The organism is Nocardioides sp. CF8, assembly GCF_000389985.1.
GTDB classification, from domain to species: Bacteria; Actinomycetota; Actinomycetes; order Propionibacteriales; family Nocardioidaceae; genus Nocardioides; species Nocardioides allogilvus.
Window position 1 is genome coordinate 2,173,907 of sequence record NZ_CM001852.1, and the last position, 20,293, is coordinate 2,194,199.

Below are 20,293 nucleotides of genomic sequence, written 5' to 3' on the forward strand. Positions count from 1 at the left end.
AGTTCCGGGCCTGTGACGGATACCATCGGTACGTGAGCTATCTGCGACGCCAGGCCATCGTGGCCGCCCTGACCGCCAACGCCCTGCGACCCGTGACGGGACCGCGTGCCGGCGTCCCCGCCTTCTTCGCGGGCTGGCTCTTCGGTGAGCTGGCCCCCCAGATGCTGACCCTCACGGCGGTCGACTCGGCGGCCCAGCTGCGTCCCACGAAGCGCTCGGGCGCCCGCACCCGGGTCGGCCTCGGCCTGGCGGCGGCGAGCACGGCCGGGCTGGCGCACATCATCCGGCAGTCCCAGCAGGTCAAGGACCAGGTCGAGGACGCGCTCGTGGAGGGCCTCGGCGTCGACTACGTCGAGCAGCTCGACGCCGCGCCCACCCCGGCCGACCTGGCGACGCCATGGCGCAAGCTCGTCAACCCGTTCCGCTTCACGGACCGGGCGGTCCGGGTCGAGAAGGACATCGCCTACGCCGAGTTCGGCCGTCGCTCCATGCTCGACATCTACCGACCGGCGGCGGGCGAGCAGCTCGCCGGCGCACCCGTGCTCCTCCAGGTCCACGGCGGTGGTTGGACGATCGGCACCAAGGACCAGCAGGGCATCCCGCTGATGCAGCACATGGCCCAGCGCGGGTGGGTGTGCGTGGCGATCAACTACCGCCTCGCGCCGCGCGATCCCTTCCCCGCGCACGTCATCGACGTGAAGCGCTCGATCGCCTGGATCAAGGAGCACATCGCCGAGTACGGCGGCAACCCCGACTACATCGTCATCACCGGCGGCTCGGCCGGCGGCCACCTGTGTGCGCTGGTCGCGGTCACGCCCAACGCCAAGGAGTGGCAGCCCGGCTTCGAGGACGCCGACACGAGCGTCCAGGCCGCGGTGCCCCACTACGGCGTCTACGACCTCGCCGGCTCGACCGGCCTGCGCAGCGCGAAGGCCATGCGCGACGGCTTCCTCGCACCGCGGGTCTTCAAGACGACGTGGGAGGACGACCCGGACGCCTTCGAGGCGGCCTCGCCCCTCCTGCGCCTCGACGGCGACGAGCCCGACTTCTTCGTGATCCACGGCGCGAGCGACACGCTCGTCGACGTCGGCCAGGCCCGCGCGTTCGTCGAGAAGCTGCGCCGTGTCTCGACGAAGTCCGTCGTCTATGCCGAGCTGCCCGGCGCGCAGCACGCCTTCGACATCTTCCCCTCGATCCGCTCGGCCCACGTCGTCCGCGGCATCGAGCGCTACCTCGGGTGGCACTGGAACAGCTGGCGAGCCGGTCTCCCCGTCGACCACGAGGTCGACGACACGGTCACATCCGACACGGCTGGTCCGTCAACGTGACATGGACACACTCGACAGCTTCGAAGACCACCGCAGCCACCTGACCGCCGTCGCGACGCGGATCCTCGGTCCCGGCGGTGACGCCGAGGACGCGGTCCAGGAGGCGTGGCTGCGCTACTCGCGCAGCGACACCTCCGACGTCGACAACCTCCGCGGCTGGCTGACGACGGTCGTGAGCCGCCTCTGCCTCGACCAGCTCCGGTCCCGTACGGCGCGGCGCGAGGACCTCGTCGACACCCACCTCGAACGGCCGGACACCTCGCCCACGCCCGAGGACGATGCCGTGGTCGCCGAGGCGGTGGGCGGTGCGATGCAGGCAGTGCTCGACGAGCTGAACCCGCCCGAGCGCGTCGCCTTCGTCCTGCACGACCTGTTCGCGGTCTCCTTCGACGAGATCGCCGAGATGCTCGACCGCTCCCCCGCCGCCGCCCGCCAGCTCGCCTCCCGAGCCCGACGCCGGATCCGCGGCACCACGCCCGCCACCGCTCCCGGGCGCGAGGTCGTCGACGCCTTCCTCAAGGCCGCGCGCGCCGGCGAGTTCGACTCCCTGCTCGCGCTCCTCGACCCGTCGGTCGTGCTGCGGGCCGACGCCGCCACGGTCGCCATGGGCGGCCCGGTCCCGCTGCTCGTCGGCCCCCAGGACGTCGCCAACCGCTTCAACGGCGGCGCCCAGTCCGCGTTCCTCACCATCGTCGACGGGCTCGCGGGCGCTGCGTGGATGCTGCGCGGCGAGGCCAAGGTCGTCTTCGACTTCACGATCGTCGACGACTTGATCGTGGCGATCGACATGCTCTCCGACCCCGAGGTGCTCTCAGGGATGGTGCTCGAGAAGGTGTGAGGAGCTGCCCTCCTCGACCAGGGCCCGCACGGCCGGGTCAGCAGCCAGGGCCATCCGTGCCCTGTGCAGGCGCACCCGCGCCGTACCGGCACGCACACCCAGGGCTGTCGCCAGCTCGGCAGGCGTCAGGCGCTCCCACTCGATGAGCCGCAGGACCTCCTGGTGGCCGGGCGACAGCCGGCCGATCGCGGCCACCATGGTCTCGGTGGTGGTGCTCTGCGCGTCGTCGGGCGTGGCCCCGTCCAGCCGCGCGTGCTCTGCTCCCGCCTCACGCTCCCGCACCCTCCGCCGGTGCTCCGCCTGCATCACCTTCGCGGCCGCGCCGAAGAGCCATGCCCGTCGCAGCATCGGTGCGGGGAGGTCCGTACGGCGACGCCATGCGATCGCATAGACCTCCGCCGCCACGTTCTCGGCGTCCGAGGCGCCGCGGCGCCGCAGGTAGGCGATGAGGTCGCCGACTGTCGCGCGGTAGAGCTCCTCGAACTCCTGCTCCGTCACGGAACGACCCATGTCACTGGACCCGGAAGGCGGCGGGTACGGCGGCGGGCAGGTCGGGCACCAGCTCGGGGATGCAGCGCGTGTGCTCTGCGAACGGCCGGCCCATCGCCTCGAGGTCGCGTCCACCCGCAGCCGTGACCACGAGCGGGAGCCAGCCGAACGGGGTGGTGTCGAAGTAGGCCTGCCGCCGGGTGCTCCCGTGCTCGTCGGTCACCCACATCTTCTTCGGCGTGATCGTCTGGTCGGCGTCGACGTCCGTGATGGCCGGCCAGGACGGGGCCCCTTCGATGACCTCGATCGCCGCGGCGCGGGCGCTGTCGTCGCCCGCTGTCGTGGCCCCGGCCCAGCTGTTCGACCAGGCACACAGGGCCGCGCGAGCCGCCTCGGCGCGCATGCCTCCGGTGATCTGCACACTGCGCCAGTCCTCATCGCCACGGGACTGCGCGATGCGCATGCTCTCCGCGTCCCGGAGGGCAAACTTCACCTGGTCCGCCACCGCGATGTCGCGCGCCTCGTCCGAGGGGAAGGGGATGTCGGCCATCTCCTCGCGGAGGACCTGCTCGTAGTCGGCGCCCCGCGGGTCGATCAGCTCGCCCGGTCCGCCCAGCCGGATGCTCTCGGCGTCGGTCTGCTGGACACCCGTCCGCGCGTGCCACATGTCCGCTGCGGCGACACCCGAAGCGCCGAGGACGATCGCCGCCACACCGGCACCCACCGCCATCCGCCGGCGTGATCGTCGCGCGGGCGTGCTCGTCGCCCTGCGTGCGGCGACCAGGTTCCAGACCCGATCCACCTCGGCGTCAGCCGGCTCCCCGACCGGCGGTGCTGCCTCGGCGACCAGGCGTGAGTGGTCGTCGGTCCACGACGGGTTGGGCATGGGGTCCTCCAGCTGGGTCGGCGACATCCTTCACCCGTACATGTCGGCGCGTTACACAGCACGTCTAAGAAGCAGCCCCTTCCAGGGCGGCGACCGCGACGGACGGACCGGGGAGTTCCCTCCACTCGTCGGCGACAGCGACGCACCGCGCCCGCACAGCTTCGTCGGCGAGGAGCTCGCGGGCGCGTGCCCCGACCTCCTCGGACGTGACTGTGGCTGCGTCGAGGGTCGCGGCCACGCCCAGCTCAACAGCGCGCATCCCGTTGTGCGGTTGATCCGCGCCGAGCGGCAGAAGCAGGGACGGGAGTCCGTGGGCGAGCGTGGCCATCAGGCTCCCCGAGCCACCGTGCGAGATGACGAGGTCGACGGCTGGGAGGACCTCTCTCTGCGGCAGGAATCGTTCCACACGCACGTGCGTCGGCTGGGGCCCGAGGTCGGCGGGGTCGGTCCCTTCTCCGACGGTCGCCACGACGTCCACATCGAGGTCGGCGAGCCCCGCCAGAAGGCGCTCGAAGAGGTCCCCCGATGCATGGTTGAAGATGGTGCCCAGAGTGACGTAGATGCCCGGTCGGTCAGCGCGCGCGGACGCCCTGGGCGTGTCGAAGGAGTTGTACGGAGTCGGCCTCATCGGCAACGGCGACTTCGGACTCCGGAACGAGGGCGCCGCATCGGTGAGCACCAGCCCTGAGGTCAGTCGGGTCAGCGCAGGGTCCGGTGGCAACCCGTGCTCGGCGCGAAGGGCGTCGAGGCGCGGGGCGACAAGTTCCGGTCGGATCAACAGGCCCGCGGCGAGCACGAGGTGGGTGGCGACGGGCACGTCGAGAAGCTCGGCGGCAATCGTCGTACCCAGGTCGGTCTCGTCGCGCAGCACGAGGTCGGGCCGGAAAGCGCGGATGACGTCCGGCATGGCCAGTGCCATACGACGTGCGCCTCGCTCGGCGAAGTTGTCGGCGAACTCGATCGTAGCCGCGCGAGCATCCATCACCTCGAGTGGCTTGCGGGTCTGGCTCGGAGGCGCCGGGTCGTGATGCACCATCGGGCTGGTGGCGAAGGCGGTGAACCCGGCATTCTGGATCCGCGGGACCAGACCCCCGGACCCCGCGATCGCCACCTCATGCCCGGCCGCGCGTGCCGCGCGTGCCAGCGGGCGGAGCGGAGCCAAGTGGCCGAGGCCGCCGACGAAGGTGACGAGGAGTCGCATGATGTCTCAGCCTGGACGGTGCGTTGCGCTGGCGAGGCCGGCAAGTTCTGGGTGAGCCAGGCACGCTGCCACCCTGCGGCGATGTTCGCGCTTGTCCGCGGTCTTGCCGGTCCCGGGCAGTTCTGCAAGGACGACGAGTACGGCCTGGGCGTCGCTCGAGTGGTCGGTCACCACGACATTGTGAGTCGATCTGCGAGTCGGAGCCCGCGGACATGCCGCTGCGGGCGGACCGAACGGCGACTGCGGCGGCATGTCGGTGGTCGCCTCTAGGGTGGGAAAGGCCCCGGCGGGTGCAACATGCGCGCACGCCCGCAATCCTTTCACGGCCTCTGACCTGCGCACATATGACGATTGGCTCTTGTTTTCGCTCACCCGTTCGATCTACAATGAGACATGATCACCGCCGCGATCGACACCACCCTGGGTCCCATTCCCGGGGCTGGGCTCGATGCCTGCGACGCCGATGTCACCTTGTCCCTGGCGGAGTCGTCGACGCGCGCTCGGCGGTTCGCGGAGGTCGAGGACCTCCTGGTGGTCGCACACTGGGCCGACCTGCACTCCGACCCGCCGGTGCACGACCCCGACCTCCCCGCGCACGCGCGGGAGAAGATGGTCCAGCCCGGCGGCGACGGGACGCCGTCGCTGCGCGAATACTCCGTCGCCGAGCTCGCCTTCGCCCGCCAGACCCACCACGCCACGACCCGGGCCGCGATCGCCGACATCCTCGACCTGCGCCACCGGCTCCCCCTCACCTTCGCCGTCGTGATGGCGCTCGAGTGCGAGCCATGGGTCGCCCGCAAGGTCGCCGTCGTCTCGCGCCACCTCGCCGCGGCTGTGGTCGGGACCGTCGACCGGGCCGTGGCAGTGGCCATCGCAGGCGACGCACCAGCGGTCGTGCTCGACCTCGCTCGTGCCAAGACCATCGAGGCAGACCCGCAGCACGAGCAGGACCGCCTCGAGTTCGAAGCCCGCCACCGCTATGTCGCCCTGTCCCGGGCTGACGAGTCCGGCCTGCGCAATGTCATCGCGCGGGTCAGCGCCGGCGAGGCTGTCTGGATCGACGCAACGGTCGACCGCGTCGCCGACATCCTCGCCACCACCCACGGCCACGACCACAACCGCGACGAGCTGCGCGCCATGGCCTTCGGCTGGCTGGCTCGTCCCGCCGACCTCCTGCAGCTGCTCCTCGACCACACCGAGCCGGAGACGGACGGGCCCGATCACGGCAGACAGCCGACCGGTCTGGGCACCCGCCCACCTGGAACAGACCCTCGCCGGTCTTGCTGCGCTCAGCTGTCGCCAGCTCGCCTCCCTGCGTCCCAAGGCCGTCGTTCACGTCCATCTCACCGACTCCGCCCTCCAGAGCAGCAGCGGCCTCGCGCGGATCGAGGAGCTCGGGCCGACGCTCGTCCAGCACCTCGCCGACCTCCTCGGCCACGCAGACATCAGCCTGCAGCCCGTCCGCGACCTCAACGGCCGGATCCGGATCAACGACTACGAGCACCCCGATCGGCTCAAGGACCACATTTGGCACCTCAGCGGTGGAGACGTGTTCCCCCACGCCCCACCGGGCGCCAGGCTCAGGGTCGACTACGACCACCCCACGCCCTACGACAAGCACGGACCGCCCGGGCAGACCGGCACCCACAACTCCGGGCCACTGCGGCGGGCCCATCACCGCTGGAAGACCTTCGGGGGCTACCAGTGCCGACAAGCCGGCCCCGGCCGCTACCTCTGGCGAACACCCCGAGGCCGCTACTACCTGCGCGACCACACCGGCACTCGTCGACTCGACCCCGACCTGGCCGAGATGATCTTCTCCGCGCCCCGCGGCGTCGACCTCTATCCGGTGAAGTGAGCCGTGATCTCCCGCTGCGCTCCGTCCACGGTGACGCGGCCGCCGTAGGGCAACAGCAGCTGCGGTTGGGTGTGTCCGAAGTCCACGTCGAGGACGACGACGAGCTCGGGGTTGTAGTCCGCGACGGCCGCCAGGACGGCTTCGTGCCGCTCGGCGACCGCGACGGCGATCTCGGCCTCGGTCTTCGGGGCCTCACGCGACGTCACCGGCGGTCGACCCCACAACAGCGCGGAAGCGGCGCCGAGGATGCCTCGCTCCCCCAGGTTGCGCAGCATCCGGAAGCACTGGGACGCGGACGGCATCTCCTCGGAGGCCTCCAAGGCGAGCACGCATCCGTCGTACGTCGACACGGGATGCATCCAGCGACCGACCGCGAGTGTCATCTCGACGCTCTCCAGACAGCCGCCCCACACGGCTCCGGTCACCGAGCGTGACGGCCCCGACCACACCCAGGGCGAGGCCGGCCAGTCCGGTGCCACGTCGACCAGCGCTGCCGGCGATGCCCAGTCGAGGCCGAAGTCGCGGGTCCGCTCCGGCGGGACGAGAGTCAGTGAGCCGCCGAACAAGGCGGCGCGCAGCGACTGCAGGTGCAGCGGGTCGACGCCGGGACCGGGGCCGAGGTGGACGGAGGTCGAGCCGCCGTACACGCCGCCGACACCGTGGAACCACAGCCAGTTGGAGAGGTTCGTGTTGTCGCTGTAGCCAAGGAACCGCTTCGGGTTCGCGAGCATCCGGTCCGGGTCGAGGTGGCGCAGCACGGTGATCTGGTCGTCGCCGCCGATGGTGGCCATCACCGCGGCGATGGAGTCGTCCTCGAAGGCGGCCATCAGGTCCGATGCCCGCTCGGCAGCCGTGCCCTGGACTCGGGTGAACGGAAACTCGACGGGCTCGAGGTCAAGCTCGCGAAGACGTCCGAGCGCCTGTTCGTGGAGGTCCGGAAAGACCTCCGGGCCACACCATGACGGTGACACGACCGCGATCCGGTCACCGGGCTGGACGGGCGGCGGCAGCACGACGGTCACCTGGGCAAGCCTAGGACCCTTTCCGCCGCAACGTTGCGCAGGATCTGCGTCGTGCCGCCCGCGATGGAGAGGCAGCGCGTCACCAGCATCTCGTGCACGGCGGCCTCCGCCTCGGCACCGCCGAGAAGCACGGTGGGACCGAGCAGCTCCACCAACAACGCCGAGGCCTCCTGCCGGTTGCGGACGCCCAGCAGCTTGGCCACGCTCGATTCCGCACCCGGCCCCTGCCCCTGGGATGCGGCGCCGGCCAGTGCCTTCAACGTCGTCCGCACCCCGAGCAACGCGCACACCGTCGCGAGCGCGACCTGCCGCCCGACGCGCACCCGGTCCAGCGGGTCGGCGCCGACGGCGGCCACGCAGCCCTCGACGCTAACGCCCAGCCGGTGCCCCGCCATCGCCACCCGCTCGTTGGACAGCGTGGTGCGCGCGAGCTTCCAGCCGTCGCCCGGAGCGCCGACGACGAGCTCGTCCGGCACGAACACGTCGTCGAGGAACACCTCGTTGAACAACGCATCCCCGGTCAGCTCGCGCAGCGGCCGTATGTCGATGCCCTCGCTGGTCATGTCGACGAGGAAGTAGGTGATCCCCTTGTGCTGCGGCGCGTCCGGGTCGGTGCGCGCGAGGCAGATCGCCCACTGCGCGTCCTGTGCCAGCGAGGTCCACACCTTCTGCCCGGTCAGCCTCCAACCGGATCCGTCACGCACCGCGCGCGTGCGCAGCGACGCGAGGTCCGAGCCGGCACCCGGCTCGGAGAACAGCTGGCACCACGTGATCTCCCCGAGCAGCGACGGCCGGACGAACCGCTCGCGCTGCTCGTCGGTGCCGTGCGCCAGGATCGTCGGCACCGCCCACCCGGCGATCTTCAGGTCCGGCCGCGTGATGTCGGCAGCGGCGAGCTCCTGGTCCACGACGAGCTGGGTCACGGCGTCCGCCCCCAGTCCGTACGGCGCCGGCCAGTGCGGCATCAGCAGGCCGGTCGACACCAGGCCCTCCCGCGGGTGGTCCGCGGAGACCGACCCGACCAGGGAGCGGATCGACGGCCGGACCGATGCATCCCGGCCGTCGAGGTCCACCTCAAGCCTGCGTCGCACACCCGCCGTGGCGCGGTCGCACACCCGGGCGGCCGCTCGGTCCGACGACCCGACCAGCGCCTGCAGGGACAGCGCGCGGCGCAGGTAGAGGTGTGCGTCGTGCTCGAACGTGTAGCCGATCCCGCCGAGCACCTGGATGCAGTCCTGGGCGACCCGGACCGCGCCGTCGAAGGCCACGGTGGCGGCGACATCGGCGGCGAAGGCCCACTGCTCGTCGTCGGAGCCGAACGCCACGGAAGCGACGTCCCACGCGACCGCCTCGATCGAGGTGACCGTCTCCAGCATCTCCGCACACAGGTGCTTGATCGCCTGGAAGGACCCGATCTTCGCGCCGAACTGCTCGCGCACCTTCGCGTACCCGACCGCCGTGTCCAGGCACCAGCGAGCCACCCCGGCCGCCTCGGCGGCCGCGAACGTGACGAGCGTGCGCCGGAGCAGCTCACCCTCCAGCGGCACCGGCGTGCCGGAGGCCGACGACGCCGTCCCCACGCGACGGGACAGGTCGAGGACCGGCGCACCGGGGGTGACCACCGCCGACGACGACACGACGTAGCTGTCGGCGGTCGGCAGCAGGAACAGGTCTGCCCCCACAGCGTCGAGCACGACGTCATCGAGCCCCACGGCGACGCGCGCGCCCGACACCAGCTCCGGGGCGAAGGACGAGGGCAGCACGGCCGCCGCGATCGCCGTACCCAACAAGTGGCCCGGGACGAGCGAGTAGGCGCACGCCTCGAGCGCGACCGCGACGTCGAGCGCGCTCCCCCCGCCTCCACCCGAGGACTCGGGGAGACCGATCGTCGGCACGGACATCGACGTCAGGGCGGACCAGACGTCGTCGAAGGCCGCGCCAGGGTCCGCCTCGGCCGCGCGCACCGCGTCGATCGGCGTGATGGACGCCGCCCAGGACCGCAGGCTCGCGCCCAGCTCGACGTGGTCGGCGGAGATGCCCAGCGAGTAGAACATGTTCTACATACTAGTGTCTCGCCCCGTGACTGACTGGCTGGAGCACGCGCGCGCTGCCCAGGGCTTCATGCCCGAGGACGAGGGGCTGCTGCTCCACCGCTACGGACGCCAGCAGGCGGGCCAGGGAGCGTTGCTCGAGGTCGGCACCTACTGCGGCAAGTCGGCGGTCTACCTCGGCGCCGCGGCCCGCGAGGCCGGCGGCACCGTCTTCACCGTCGACCACCACCACGGCTCGGAGGAGAACCAGGCGGGCTGGGAGCACCACGACACCAGCCTCGTCGACCCGCGCACCGGCCGGATGGACACCCTGCCGTTCTTCCGCCGCACCATCGAGGACGCGGGGCTCGAGGACCAGGTCGTCGCCGTGATCGGGACGTCCGCCACGGTCGCCCGGCACTGGCGTACGCCGCTGGCGCTGCTGTTCATCGACGGCGGCCACGGCGCAGAGCCGGCCCGCGCCGACTACGACGGCTGGGTGCGCTGGGTCCAGCGCGGCGGACTGCTGGTCATCCACGACGTCTTCCCCGACCCTGCGGACGGCGGGCGACCGCCGTACGAGCAGATCTATCTCCCGGCGCTCGAGAGCGGCGCCTTCACCGAGGTGGAGGCGCTGGGCTCGATGCGGGTGCTGGAGCGGACCTCAGGAGATGCGGGCGACCCGGTCGGCTGACGCGCAGCCGCACTCGAGCGCCAGCTCGTCGAAGTCGGCCGCCAGCGAGGTGCCGCGCATGATGTCGCCACCCGCGGTCAGCTGCGAGAGCGCGTCGACGGCCAGGATCACGGCCGCAGCGGTGTACGTCGTGTGCTCCCCCGGCCAGTTGACGCCCTCGGGGAAGACGTAGCCGGTCCAGTACTTGCCGTCCTCCGCGCGCAGGTGCTGCATGTCCGCGAGCAGCTGCAGCGCTCGCTGCCGGTCGCCGATGGCATCCAGCGCGAGCACCAGCTCACAGGTCTCCGCGCCGGTGACCCACGGATTGCGGGACACGCAGCGGATGCCGAGCCCCGCTTCGACGAAGGTGTCCCAGCGCGAGTCGATCAGCTCGCGCGCCGCGTCGCCGCGGACGGCACCGCCCAGGACCGGGTAGTACCAGTCCATCGAGAACTCGGACTTGTCGAGGAAGAGGTCGCGGTGCTCACGCAGCGCGTGGCCGAGCCGGCCGCCGGTGAGCTCCCACTCCGGCTGCGGGTCGTCGAGCAGGTCGGCGAGCGCCACGCCCGCGCGCAGCGCTTGGTAGATGCTCGAGGAACCGGCCAGCAGCGCGTCGGCGTTGACCTTCGCGGGAGAGCCGTCGGCCCACTCCTGCGACCAGGCGATGCCACCGAAGCGCAGCTGCATGCCGACGACCCAGTCGAGGCCGCGCCGCACGGTCGGCCACATGCGGCGGACGAACTCCTCGTCGCGCCGGATCAGCCAGTGGTGCCAGACGCCGACCGCGAGGTAGGCGGACATGTTGGTCTCGCCGGAGTGGTCCTCGATCTCGCCGGCGACGATCTTCATCGGCCACGAGCCGTCGGCGCGCTGGGTCGCGACGGTCCAGTCGTAGGCGCGCTCGGCGGCCTCCACCTGACCGCCGACGAGCAGCGCCATCGCCGACTCGACGTGGTTCCAGACGTCGGTGTGCTGACCGACAGTCCACGGGATCGCCCCGTCGGGCTCCTGCATGGCCGCGATGGACGCTGCAGTCTCCTCGACCTGGGCGAGCGTCAGGACACCAGCCAGGACGTCCTCAGGCCGCATCGCTCGAGGCGGAGTCGACGGCCGTCTCCGGCTTGCGGAAGTAGAGCACCATGCTCTTGCCGATCATCGGGTCGAGCACCTTGCCGGCCACCTGCAGCGCCTTGGGGTTCTTCATGATCTCCCACACCAGCAGCTTGTGGTAGGCCTTCGCCAGCGGGTGCTTGTCGTTGGTGACACCGACGGCGCACTTGATCCACCAGTACGGCGAGTGAAGTCCGTGCGCATAGCCCTTGCCCTCGAAGACCATCGCGTCGCCGGGCGTGCCGTCGTTGAACCGACCGGCCTTGGTGACCTTGTCGACCAGCTCGTGGTCGGTGTAGATCCGGACGTGGCCGCCCTCGGCGTTGTGGTAGTCGTCGGAGAGCTTCCAGTTGATGACCTCGGGCAGCCAGCGCGGCACCGAGATCGCCAGCGTGCCGCCGGGACGCAGCACCCGGACCAGTTCCTTGATCGCGTCGACGTCGTGGTGGATGTGCTCGAGCACCTCGGCCGCGACGATGCGGTCGAACTCGCCGTCGGCGAACGGCAGGGCGAGCGCGTCGCCCTCCTTGGTGTCCGCCTCGGCGCCGTCCGGCACCTCGCCGGCCTCCTTCATCGCGCCGAACCACTCGCGCACGGTCGCGAGCTCATCGGCGTCCTGGTCGAAGGCGATGACGTCGGCGCCACGCTTGTACATCTCGAAGGCGTGGCGACCCGCACCGCAGCCCATGTCCAGCACCCGGTCGCCGGGGCGCAGGCCCAGGCGGTCGAAATCAACGGTCAGCACTGATGTTCTCCTTCGTGGCGCCAGCGTGCTCGGCACGGTAGCTGTCGATCGTTCGTTCGTACGCCGCTGCGGTGGCCGCGGCCACGGCCCGCCAGCTGAAGAGTCGCTGCACCCGCTCGCGGCCGGCGCGGCCCATCCGGGCCCGTCGCTCGGGGTCGTCGATGAGCTCCAGGAGCGCCAGCTCCAGCTCGCCGACGTCGCCCGGGGTGACCAGGATCGCGCACTCCCCGTCGGGTCCGACGACCTCGGGGATGGCGCCGGCGCGGGACACGACGAGCGGGGTCTCGCACGCCATCAGCTCGGCGGTCGGCAGCGAGAAGCCCTCGTACAGCGACGGGACGCAGGCGAGCTCGGCGGAGCCCATCACCGCGACGAGCTCCTCCTGGGAGACGCCGTTGACGAAGGTGACGTGCTCGCCGATGCCGAGCTGGTCGATCAGCTTCTCGGTGCGACCGCCCGGCTCGGGCTTGGTCACGAGCAGCAGCTCGACATCGCGCTCGGTGCGCAGCTTGGCGAAGGCCTCCAGCAGGGTCGCGATGCCCTTCATCGGGGCGTCGGCGCTGGCCATCGCGAGGATGCGGCCCGGGACGCGCGCCACGGTCGGCGGCACGAACGCGTCGTCGACGCCCAGCAGCACGGTCTCCATGCGGGCCGGGTCGACGCCGAAGTCCTTGGCGATGTCGCGCGCCGAGGTGTCCGACGGCGTGAGGATCGTGCGCGCCTGGCGGGCGACCTTCGTCTGCATGCGCAAGAAGCCGTACCACCGGCGCAGCGAGAGCTTCTTGCGCAGCGTCGGGGCGGCGGCGAGGTCGATGCGCCGGTCGAAGGTGATCGGGTGGTGGATCGTGGTCAGGAGCGGGAGCCCCATCTTCTCGATCTCGAGCATGCCGTAGCCCAGGACCTGATTGTCGTGGGCGATGTCGAAGTCGTCGACGCGGTCCTTGAGCAACCGCGCGACGCGCGAGCTGAACGTCTTCGGCTCCGGGAAGCCGGCGGTCCACATCGTCAGGACCTCCTCGACGTCGATGAGGTCGCGGAACTCGCTGAGCCTCGGCGTCCGGAAGGGGTCAGGCTCGCGGTAGAGGTCGAGGCTCGGCACCTTGGTGAGCGTCACGCCCTCGTCGAGCTCGGGGTAGGGCTGACCGGAGAACACCTCGACCTCGTGACCGAGGTTGACGAGCTCTCGGCTCAGGTGCCGGATGTAGATCCCCTGGCCGCCGCAGTGTGGCTTGCTCCGGTAGGACAGCAATGCAATGCGCACGCGCCGCGACCTTTCTAGAAGTGAAACGTGTTCCTATTATGTCTCACCCGTTGATAACCTTCTCGGGGTGTTCAACTGGGCACGCTCGGTGACTGTTCCATGCAGCCTTGTGCCCCGTGTCACAGACCGTGTCACAGACGACTACTTGGAGGCATGGGTGAGCAGCACCAACGCGGTGGCGAGCGACGAGATCGGCTCGAACGCGCAGCGTGAGCGCCGCGAGCGCATCCTCGACGCCACGATCGCACTCGCCTCGAAGGGCGGCTTCGACGCCGTCCAGATGCGTGCGGTCGCGGAGCAGGCCGACGTCGCCCTCGGCACCCTGTACCGCTACTTCCCCTCCAAGATCCACCTGCTGGTCACCGCCCTCGCCCGCGAGTTCGAGCGTGCCGAGTCGACCCTCGCCACCCGCACTATCTCCGGCGACACCCCGGCCGACCGGGTGATCTCGGTGCTGCGGCGCACCACCCGCGGCCTGCAGGGCGACCCGCACCTGACCGATGCGCTGACCCGCGCGTTCATGTTCGCCGACAAGTCGGCAGCCCAGGAGATCCACGCCGTCGGCATGCTGCTGACCCGCATGCTCACCCGCGCCATGCACCCCGGCACCGACGAGGTCAGCGACGACGACATCGCCATCGCGCGCGTCATCGGCGACGTCTGGCTCTCCGCGCTCGTCGCGTGGGTGACCGGTCGCAGCACGGCCGAGGAGACCGCGGCCCACATGGAGCGCGCGGTCCGCCTCATCCTGCGCTGAGCGCGGACTGCCCGCTCAGCCGCCGAAGGCGTGCGTTGCGGTGACGCCCCCGTCGACCGCGATCTCGGCGCCGGTGATGTAGCTGCTCTCGTCACTGGCCAGGAAGACGTAGGTCGGAGCGATGTCGCCCGGGGTCCCGACGCGGCGCATCGGCACCTTCGTGGCGCCGTACTCCATCGCCGCGTCCCCGCCGTGCTCCTGGGTCATCGGGGTGTCGATCATCCCCGGGTGCACCGAGTTGACCCGGATGTTGCGGCGCGCGAGCTCGTGGCTGGCGGCCTTGGTCATCCCGCGGATGGCCCACTTCGAGCCGCAGTAGGCCACCAGCGACCCCATGCCGCCGAGCCCCTCGACCGAGGAGGCGTTGATGATCGAGCCACCGCCGTTGCGCTTCATCGTGGGCGTCACCGCCTGCATGCCCAGGAAGCAGCCCTGCAGGTTGACGCCCCAGACGAGCTGGGCCTCGGCGAGCGGCATCTTGTCGATGTCACCGAAGCGGAGGATGCCTGCGTTGTTGACGAGCACGCCCACCGGGCCGAAGCGCTCGTCGGTGTCGGCCACCAGGGCCGCCCACGAGGCCGGGTCGGAGACGTCGTGGCGCGTGAAGTGGGCCCGGTCCCCCAGCTCGTCGGCGAGGGCCTGGCCGCCCGCCTCGTTGATGTCGGCGATCGCGACCGACGCTCCCTCGGCGGCGAAGGCGCGCACGATCGCCTCCCCCTGCCCCTGTGCTCCCCCGGTGACGATGGCGACCTTGCCGGTCAGACGACTCATGAGTGCCTCTCAGATCTTCAGCTGCATGACGGAGTCGGCGGCGAAGCCGACAGCGGGGTCCCGGTCGGCGAAGTAGCCGCCGAGCTGGGTCTCGAGATCGGCCTGCGTCCACGCGGCGGCGGACGCGTCGAAGCGCTGCTCGACGACCGGCGCCGCGAGCAGCGCCACCATGCCGCCGTACACGACGAAGACCTGGCCGGTGATGCGCGCGGCGGCCGGTGAGGCGAGGTAGGCGACGAAGGGGGCAACGTGGTCGGGCGAGTAGGGGTCGACCTCCTGGCCCGACGTGTCCTCGCCGAAGACGGCCTCCGTCATGGCCGTGCGGGCGCGGGGGCAGATCGCGTTGGCGCTCACGCCGATGCGGCCCAGCCCGCGGGCAGCCGACAGCGTCAGCGCGGTGATGCCGGCCTTGGCCGCGGCGTAGTTGGCCTGGCCGGGCGAGCCGGACAGGAACGCCTCGGACGCGGTGTTGATGATCCGGCCGTAGACCTGTCCGTCGGTCTCCTTCGAGAGGGCCCGCCAGTGCGCCGCGGCGTTGCGGGTCAGCAGGAAGTGACCGCGCAGGTGCACCTTGAGGACGAGGTCCCACTCCTCGTCGCTGAGGTTGAACAGCATCTTGTCGCGGGTGATGCCGGCGTTGTTGACGACGATGTCGAGCGAGCCGAACTCGCCGAGCGCGGTCGCGAGCATCGCGTCGGCGGTGCTGCGCTCCCCCACGTCGCCGGTGACGATCCGCACCTCGACGCCACGCGACCGGATCTCCTCGGCGGCGTCGTCGGCTGCACCGGGCAGGTCGTTGAGGACGATCCGGGCGCCCTGGTCGGCGAGGGCGAGCGCCTCGGCGCGGCCGAGACCGGCGCCGGCGCCGGTGACGACGGCGACACGGCCGTCGAGATTGGCAGAGGCTTCGAGGCTCATCCGTCCGTGGGTGCTTCCTGGAGCGAGATCGCGGCTTTGGGGCACGACGCCACCGCACGCCGGACGGAGTCGAGGTCCTCGGGACCGACGTGCTCCTTCTTCACGACGAGGTAGTCGTCGTCGTCGAGCTCGAACACCTCGGGCGCCAGCGCCTCGCACATGGCATTGGACTCGCACAGGTCGAAGTCGACCAAGACCTTCATGATGCTGCCTTCATCGTGTGAATCATCCTTCGCTGGAGTGGCCGGGGAAGACATGGGCGGACGGGTCGATCGCCACGGCCGCGTTGTTGACGGCGGTGACGGCCTCGCCGAAGCCGACGGCGATCAGCCGGACCTTGCCGGGATATTCGGTGATGTCGCCGGCGGCGAAGACCCGCTCGAGGTTGGTCCGCATCGAGGAGTCGACGACGACGTGACGCTTGTCGGTGGTGATGCCCCAGGTCTGGAGGGCTCCCAGGTCGGCGATGAAACCGAGGGCGGCGACGACCGCCTGCGCCGGGCGGACGACGGGCTCCTCGCCGTCGACGACGATCTCGACCTCCTCGACCCCGTCGGTGCCGCGCAGCGCGGTGACCTGGGCCTTGGTGATGATCTCGACCGAGGAGTCACGAACCGCGGCGACGGTCCGCTCGTGTGCCCGGAAGGCGTCCCTGCGGTGCACGAGCGTCACCGAGCTGGCCATCGGCTCGAGGTGCTGGGCCCAGTCGAACGCGCTGTCGCCACCGCCGACGATCACGACGTCCTTGCCGTGGTACGGCGCGAAGCTGGGCACGAAGAACTCGAGACCGCGCCCCACCCAGCCCTCCCCGGCGGGCAGCGCACGCGGGCTGAACTTGCCGATGCCGGCCGTGATCAGCACGGCGCCGGCGTCGATCAGGGTGCCGTCGTCGAGGCCCACCACGACCCGGTCGCCCTGGTGGGCGAGCGTCTCAGCGGTGCGGTCGAGGAAGTAGTCGGGCTTGGCGGTGTCGGCCTGGGCCACCAGCCCGGCCACCAGGTCACGGCCCTTGACCGAGGGGAAGCCGGCGACGTCGAGGATCGCCTTCTCGGGATACATCGCGGTGATCTGGCCGCCCAGCTCGGGCAGCGAGTCGACGACGGCGACGCTCAGGCCGCGGAATCCCGCGTAGTAGGCCGAGAACAGGCCGGTCGGGCCCGCACCGATGATGAGCAGATCGACCTGCGGCACAACGACTCCCTCCCGACCGACACTAGAACACGTTCTACTCTAGCCGAGAGCGTTGACTCCCGCTATCGCCCAGTCACCGTCGACCCGCACGAGATCGACGACGAGCCGGTTGCGGACCAGCTGGTTGGCCTTGGTCTTGGCCGACGACGTCTCCTGGTTGACGAACACCAGCACCTGCGCCTTGTCGGCCCTCGCCGAGATGATCGCCGAGGAGACGGCTGTCGCCTCCTGGGAGATCTTGTTCTTCTCGGTGTTGGCCCGCACCTGCTCCATGGCTGAGTCGTACTCCTCACGGAACGCCGGCGTCAACCGTGCCGCCGCGACCTCGAGGTCCTGGTCGAAGGTGTCGTGGTGGTAGGTCAGCACCCGCTGGCTCAGGTCGGCGGCCGCGACGAGCAGCCCGGTGCGGGCGTCCTCGTCGGTGATCTGGCCGCTCTCGGGGGTCGCACCCTGCGGGGGGTTGAGGGCGTCGTAGACCGTGAAACCGGTGAAGACCGCCAGTCCCACGACCACCGCCGTCAGGACGGCCGCGAGCCAGGCACTGCCGAGGATGCCTGACGTCTTCTTCGTCGTCGTCTCCGGCTCCGCCTCCGGCTCCGGTTCCGGCTGCTCGGGCTCCGGTGCCTCCACCGGCGGCGGGATCTCCGACTGGCAGTAGCGGCACTTGATCGCCGCGGCCTTGATCGTCTCGGCGCAGAAGGGGCAGGTGCGCTCGTCTGATTTCATCGCTCTCATCCCACGAACTGGAGGCCGGAGGTGAGCCAGCGCCCATCGACCTTCTCCATGTCGAGCTGGATCCGCCAGGGCACGGTGCGCGCCTCGCCGGCGGTCGACTTGCTGGTGACCTCGGTGTTGGCCGCGACGAACACCTTCGCGGTCGTCGCGTCGATGTCGCTGATCCCGACCTCGAGCACGCTCGCTACCGCCGTCGACTGCTGCTCCTCGGCCGACTGCTTGAGGCTGTCCAGCTCGTCGGCGTACTGCTGCTTGAAGTCGCCGGTCGCGCTGTCGAGCACGGTCTGGGCCTGCTCGTCGACCTGCTCGTGGTCGATCGCGAGGAAGGCCTGGACCTGCGCGGCCGCGGCCCGACTGACCTCGACGTACTGCTGACCCCGCTGCTCGGCCTCGGTCTCGCCGGGCAGGGCCGCGCTGCCCCGGGTGAGGAGCACCGCCAGCGTCGCGCCCAGCACCAGCCCGAGCACCAGCAGCAGGAGGTTGAGACGTCGCAGGTTCATCAGCTGGCCCCGGTGATCACGTCGATGGCCCGTTGCTGGACGGGCCTGGGCGGCGGTGCGTACTTCATGCCACGCATATTGACAGGCGCACCGCTGCGGCACTCCGCCGGGAAGAACTCCACGAAGGATGTCTCGTTGGGTGAACGTCGCTCGGACGCCGGGAGATAACCGTCGGTGCAGGGCGGCGGCTCCTGGTTGAGGTTCAGGTTGACCCGGCCGTACTTCTGGCCGTCGAGGTCGGCCAGCGCCGACGGGCCGGCCGCCAGCAGGCGCGGGAAGGTGACGAGGAGCTGCTCGAGGCCGTCGCGGCGCTCGGCCAGCACCCGGGTCACCTCGACGGTGTTGACGAGGAACTCGGGCAGCACCGCACGCAGGTCCTCGACCAGCGCCTGCACCTCGGTGGCGGCGCCCGGCGCCTCGGTCAGGACCTTGCGCACGTCCTTGTCGGAGGCCGCCAGCGTGTCGGTGAGCAGGGCGAGGTCGCGCGCGAACGAGCGGATGTTCTCCTTGTTGGCCGCCTGGGTCTCCAGCACCGGCTGGGCCGCATCGAGCAGCCGGATGGTGGCGTCCTGGTTCTCCCGGGCCTCCAGGATGAACGCCTGGCCGTTGTCCACGAGCGCGCGCAAGGGCGTCGCGTTGTCGCGGAACATGTCGCCGAGCTCGTCGACGACGGTGCCGAGGTTCTTCTTGTCGACCGAGCCGATCAACGAGCTGAGGTGACGCAGCAGCACGTCCTCGCCGATGGGCAGCGACCCGGCGTCACCGGTGAGCCGGTCGCCGTCCTGCACGAACGGGCCGCTGCGGGCGGGCGGCTCGAAGTCGAGGTACTGCTCGCCCACCGCGGAGAGGTTGTGGACGTACATCGGCGAGTTGACCGGCAGCCGGGTCTCCTCGTCGAGCGCGAGGTCGACGTTGAGGCCGTCGCCGGTGACCGTCATGTCGGACACCTTGCCGATCTTGACGCCGCGATAGGTGACCTCGGAGCCGATGAACAGCCCGCCGGAGGTCGGCAGCGTCACGTGGGCCTCGATGCCGCGGCCAAGGACGCGGTCGACCAGACCGAGGTAGCTGCTCGAGACGTAGAGGATCCCCAGCGCGCTGACCACGATGAAGGCGATCAGCCGGATGCGTACGCCGCGGGTCATCGCACACCTCTCAGTGCCGACTTGTCCAGGGCGGCCGGGACCCGCGCCAGCGTGGCCGGGGCGGCACAGCGGCAGGCCGGGGACGTTGCCGCAGAGCTCCTCGACCGCGGTGTCGGTCTGCGTGCACAACGGTGCCAGCGGCGTCGTGATGCAGAGCTGCTGGAGGTCCTCCAGCGTGCTCGGGATCAGGCCGCCGTCGGAGACCGGGGTCAACTTGATCTGCATCAGGAACGCGACGTTGGCGTAGTCGCCCTTGATCACGTCCGCGGCCTCGAGCGGGAAGGGATAGCTGGCGAGCGACACCAGGCCGGGGATGAGGTTCTCGTCCACGTCGGCCAGCTTGCGCAGCACCGGCTCGAGGTGGCGCAGCTGGGAGATCAGGTCGTCCTTGGTGGCGTTGATGACCCGGGTGCCGACCACACCGAGCTTGTCCAGCTCCGTCAGCATCCGCACCAGCGCGTCGTGCTGCTCGTTGAGCACGTCGAGCGCCGGGCCCATGGAGTCGAGCGCGTCAGCGATGACCTTCTTCTCCTCGACCAAGGTCTTGCTCAGGTCGTTGACCGAGTGGAAGGCCGTGATCAGGTCGTCCTTCTGGCCGTTCAGCGCGCTCACCAGGGACTCGACCTGGCTCAGCACGTCACGAAGCTCGTCGGAGCGGCCGCTCATCATCGCGTTCAGCTCCTGGCTGATCGTCTTGATCTGCGCGACTCCGCCTCCGCTGAGCAGGAAGGACAGCGCCCCGAGCACCTCTTCGACCTCGGGGTTGCGGCCGGTCTGGGCGAGCGGGATGTGGTCGCCGTCCGAGAGCCGACCGGCCGCATCGGCGGGCGCGGCG

General features: G+C 70.6%; 21 protein-coding genes. 5 read left to right on the forward strand and 16 right to left on the reverse strand.

Annotated features, from left to right (window positions below; genetic code table 11):
• The first annotated feature begins 32 nt into the window (after positions 1 to 32).
• The gene (locus tag CF8_RS10635) at positions 33 to 1,328 is read left to right on the forward strand and encodes an alpha/beta hydrolase (protein ID WP_010833122.1); all 1,296 of its coding nucleotides are present in this window, start codon (positions 33 to 35) and stop codon (positions 1,326 to 1,328) included.
• 1 nt (position 1,329) lies between these two features.
• A complete protein-coding gene (locus tag CF8_RS10640; RefSeq protein WP_010833123.1) occupies positions 1,330 to 2,166 on the forward strand; it encodes a sigma-70 family RNA polymerase sigma factor in 837 nt (278 codons plus the stop codon).
• Here CF8_RS10640 and CF8_RS10645 read toward each other — a convergent pair.
• From CF8_RS10645 to CF8_RS10660, 4 genes are all read right to left on the reverse strand, one after another.
• Positions 2,140 to 2,664, reverse strand: a complete 525-nt coding sequence (locus tag CF8_RS10645) for an RNA polymerase sigma factor (protein ID WP_010833124.1) — start codon at positions 2,662 to 2,664, stop codon at positions 2,140 to 2,142. The genes CF8_RS10640 and CF8_RS10645 overlap by 27 nt on opposite strands.
• A gap of 13 nt (positions 2,665 to 2,677) precedes the next feature.
• Positions 2,678 to 3,568, reverse strand: coding sequence for a PII uridylyl-transferase (locus CF8_RS10650; protein WP_010833125.1), 891 nt, complete (start codon positions 3,566 to 3,568; stop codon positions 2,678 to 2,680).
• Positions 3,569 to 3,605: 37 nt separating this feature from the next.
• Positions 3,606 to 4,742, reverse strand: a complete 1,137-nt coding sequence (locus tag CF8_RS10655) for a glycosyltransferase (protein ID WP_036490731.1) — start codon at positions 4,740 to 4,742, stop codon at positions 3,606 to 3,608.
• A 381-nt stretch (positions 4,743 to 5,123) separates the two neighbouring features.
• Positions 5,124 to 5,966 (reverse strand): hypothetical protein, encoded by an 843-nt coding sequence (locus CF8_RS10660; RefSeq protein WP_036490733.1) that lies wholly within the window; start codon positions 5,964 to 5,966, stop codon positions 5,124 to 5,126.
• Positions 5,967 to 6,291: 325 nt separating this feature from the next.
• Here CF8_RS10660 and CF8_RS10665 point away from each other — a divergent pair, with 325 nt between their 5' ends.
• Positions 6,292 to 6,600 carry a hypothetical protein gene (locus CF8_RS10665; RefSeq protein WP_036490735.1) on the forward strand — a complete coding sequence of 103 codons (309 nt, stop codon included), beginning with the start codon at positions 6,292 to 6,294 and terminating at the stop codon, positions 6,598 to 6,600.
• Here the strand turns inward: CF8_RS10665 and CF8_RS10670 are convergent.
• Both CF8_RS10670 and CF8_RS10675 read right to left on the reverse strand, forming a co-directional pair.
• On the reverse strand, positions 6,585 to 7,622 hold the full coding sequence (locus tag CF8_RS10670) for a S66 family peptidase (protein ID WP_010833130.1): 1,038 nt from the start codon (positions 7,620 to 7,622) through the stop codon (positions 6,585 to 6,587). The two genes, CF8_RS10665 and CF8_RS10670, sit on opposite strands and share 16 nt — an antisense overlap.
• A complete protein-coding gene (locus CF8_RS10675; RefSeq protein ID WP_010833131.1) occupies positions 7,619 to 9,676 on the reverse strand; it encodes an acyl-CoA dehydrogenase family protein in 2,058 nt (685 codons plus the stop codon). Before CF8_RS10675 ends, CF8_RS10670 begins: the two co-directional genes overlap by 4 nt.
• 25 nt (positions 9,677 to 9,701) lie before the next feature.
• On the opposite strand from CF8_RS10675, the gene CF8_RS10680 reads away from it, so the two are divergent.
• Positions 9,702 to 10,346, forward strand: a complete 645-nt coding sequence (locus CF8_RS10680) for a class I SAM-dependent methyltransferase (RefSeq protein ID WP_010833132.1) — start codon at positions 9,702 to 9,704, stop codon at positions 10,344 to 10,346.
• Here the strand turns inward: CF8_RS10680 and CF8_RS10685 are convergent.
• The 3 genes from CF8_RS10685 to CF8_RS10695 are packed head-to-tail and all read right to left on the reverse strand — an operon-like array spanning position 10,317 to position 13,441.
• On the reverse strand, positions 10,317 to 11,414 hold the full coding sequence (locus CF8_RS10685; RefSeq protein ID WP_010833133.1) for a hypothetical protein: 1,098 nt from the start codon (positions 11,412 to 11,414) through the stop codon (positions 10,317 to 10,319). The genes CF8_RS10680 and CF8_RS10685 overlap by 30 nt on opposite strands.
• Positions 11,404 to 12,180: a class I SAM-dependent methyltransferase gene (locus CF8_RS10690; RefSeq protein WP_010833134.1), complete on the reverse strand. Its 777-nt coding sequence runs from the start codon at positions 12,178 to 12,180 to the stop codon at positions 11,404 to 11,406. The genes CF8_RS10685 and CF8_RS10690 overlap by 11 nt, the downstream gene beginning before the upstream one ends.
• Complete coding sequence (locus tag CF8_RS10695) at positions 12,167 to 13,441, reverse strand: glycosyltransferase family 4 protein (RefSeq protein ID WP_036490739.1); 1,275 nt, start codon at positions 13,439 to 13,441, stop codon at positions 12,167 to 12,169. The genes CF8_RS10690 and CF8_RS10695 overlap by 14 nt, the downstream gene beginning before the upstream one ends.
• Before the next feature lie 157 nt (positions 13,442 to 13,598).
• Between CF8_RS10695 and CF8_RS10700 the strand changes: the two genes are divergently transcribed.
• Positions 13,599 to 14,198: a TetR family transcriptional regulator gene (locus CF8_RS10700; RefSeq protein ID WP_107705497.1), complete on the forward strand. Its 600-nt coding sequence runs from the start codon at positions 13,599 to 13,601 to the stop codon at positions 14,196 to 14,198.
• Positions 14,199 to 14,213: 15 nt separating this feature from the next.
• On the opposite strand, the gene CF8_RS10705 is transcribed toward CF8_RS10700, so the two are convergent.
• The 7 genes from CF8_RS10705 to CF8_RS20920 form a co-directional block, all read right to left on the reverse strand.
• Positions 14,214 to 14,969 (reverse strand): SDR family NAD(P)-dependent oxidoreductase, encoded by a 756-nt coding sequence (locus CF8_RS10705; protein ID WP_010833137.1) that lies wholly within the window; start codon positions 14,967 to 14,969, stop codon positions 14,214 to 14,216.
• A gap of 9 nt (positions 14,970 to 14,978) precedes the next feature.
• A complete protein-coding gene (locus CF8_RS10710) occupies positions 14,979 to 15,887 on the reverse strand; it encodes a 3-oxoacyl-ACP reductase (RefSeq protein ID WP_010833138.1) in 909 nt (302 codons plus the stop codon).
• Positions 15,884 to 16,090, reverse strand: a complete 207-nt coding sequence (locus CF8_RS10715; RefSeq protein ID WP_036490742.1) for a ferredoxin — start codon at positions 16,088 to 16,090, stop codon at positions 15,884 to 15,886. The genes CF8_RS10710 and CF8_RS10715 overlap by 4 nt, the downstream gene beginning before the upstream one ends.
• Positions 16,091 to 16,112: 22 nt before the next feature.
• Entirely contained in the window at positions 16,113 to 17,078 is a 966-nt protein-coding gene (locus CF8_RS10720) for an NAD(P)/FAD-dependent oxidoreductase (protein ID WP_010833140.1), read from the reverse strand.
• A 39-nt stretch (positions 17,079 to 17,117) separates the two neighbouring features.
• Complete coding sequence (locus tag CF8_RS10725; RefSeq protein ID WP_036490744.1) at positions 17,118 to 17,804, reverse strand: hypothetical protein; 687 nt, start codon at positions 17,802 to 17,804, stop codon at positions 17,118 to 17,120.
• Positions 17,805 to 17,809: 5 nt separating this feature from the next.
• Positions 17,810 to 18,313, reverse strand: a complete 504-nt coding sequence (locus tag CF8_RS10730; protein ID WP_010833142.1) for a hypothetical protein — start codon at positions 18,311 to 18,313, stop codon at positions 17,810 to 17,812.
• On the reverse strand, positions 18,313 to 20,293 hold a 1,981-nt coding region (locus tag CF8_RS20920; RefSeq protein ID WP_010833143.1), incomplete at its 5' end, for an MCE family protein. The genes CF8_RS20920 and CF8_RS10730, both read right to left, overlap by 1 nt.

Coding starts and splice junctions, on each gene's coding strand:
- CF8_RS10640 (WP_010833123.1), top strand. CDS start 1,330: ATGGACACACTCGACAGCTTCGAAGACCACCGCAGCCACCTGACCGCC.
- CF8_RS10650 (WP_010833125.1), bottom strand. CDS start 3,568: ATGTCGCCGACCCAGCTGGAGGACCCCATGCCCAACCCGTCGTGGACC.
- CF8_RS10655 (WP_036490731.1), bottom strand. CDS start 4,742: ATGCGACTCCTCGTCACCTTCGTCGGCGGCCTCGGCCACTTGGCTCCG.
- CF8_RS10675 (WP_010833131.1), bottom strand. CDS start 9,676: ATGTTCTACTCGCTGGGCATCTCCGCCGACCACGTCGAGCTGGGCGCG.
- CF8_RS10685 (WP_010833133.1), bottom strand. CDS start 11,414: ATGCGGCCTGAGGACGTCCTGGCTGGTGTCCTGACGCTCGCCCAGGTC.
- CF8_RS10705 (WP_010833137.1), bottom strand. CDS start 14,969: ATGAGTCGTCTGACCGGCAAGGTCGCCATCGTCACCGGGGGAGCACAG.
- CF8_RS10710 (WP_010833138.1), bottom strand. CDS start 15,887: ATGAGCCTCGAAGCCTCTGCCAATCTCGACGGCCGTGTCGCCGTCGTC.
- CF8_RS10715 (WP_036490742.1), bottom strand. CDS start 16,090: ATGAAGGTCTTGGTCGACTTCGACCTGTGCGAGTCCAATGCCATGTGC.
- CF8_RS10725 (WP_036490744.1), bottom strand. CDS start 17,804: ATGAAATCAGACGAGCGCACCTGCCCCTTCTGCGCCGAGACGATCAAG.
- CF8_RS10730 (WP_010833142.1), bottom strand. CDS start 18,313: ATGAACCTGCGACGTCTCAACCTCCTGCTGCTGGTGCTCGGGCTGGTG.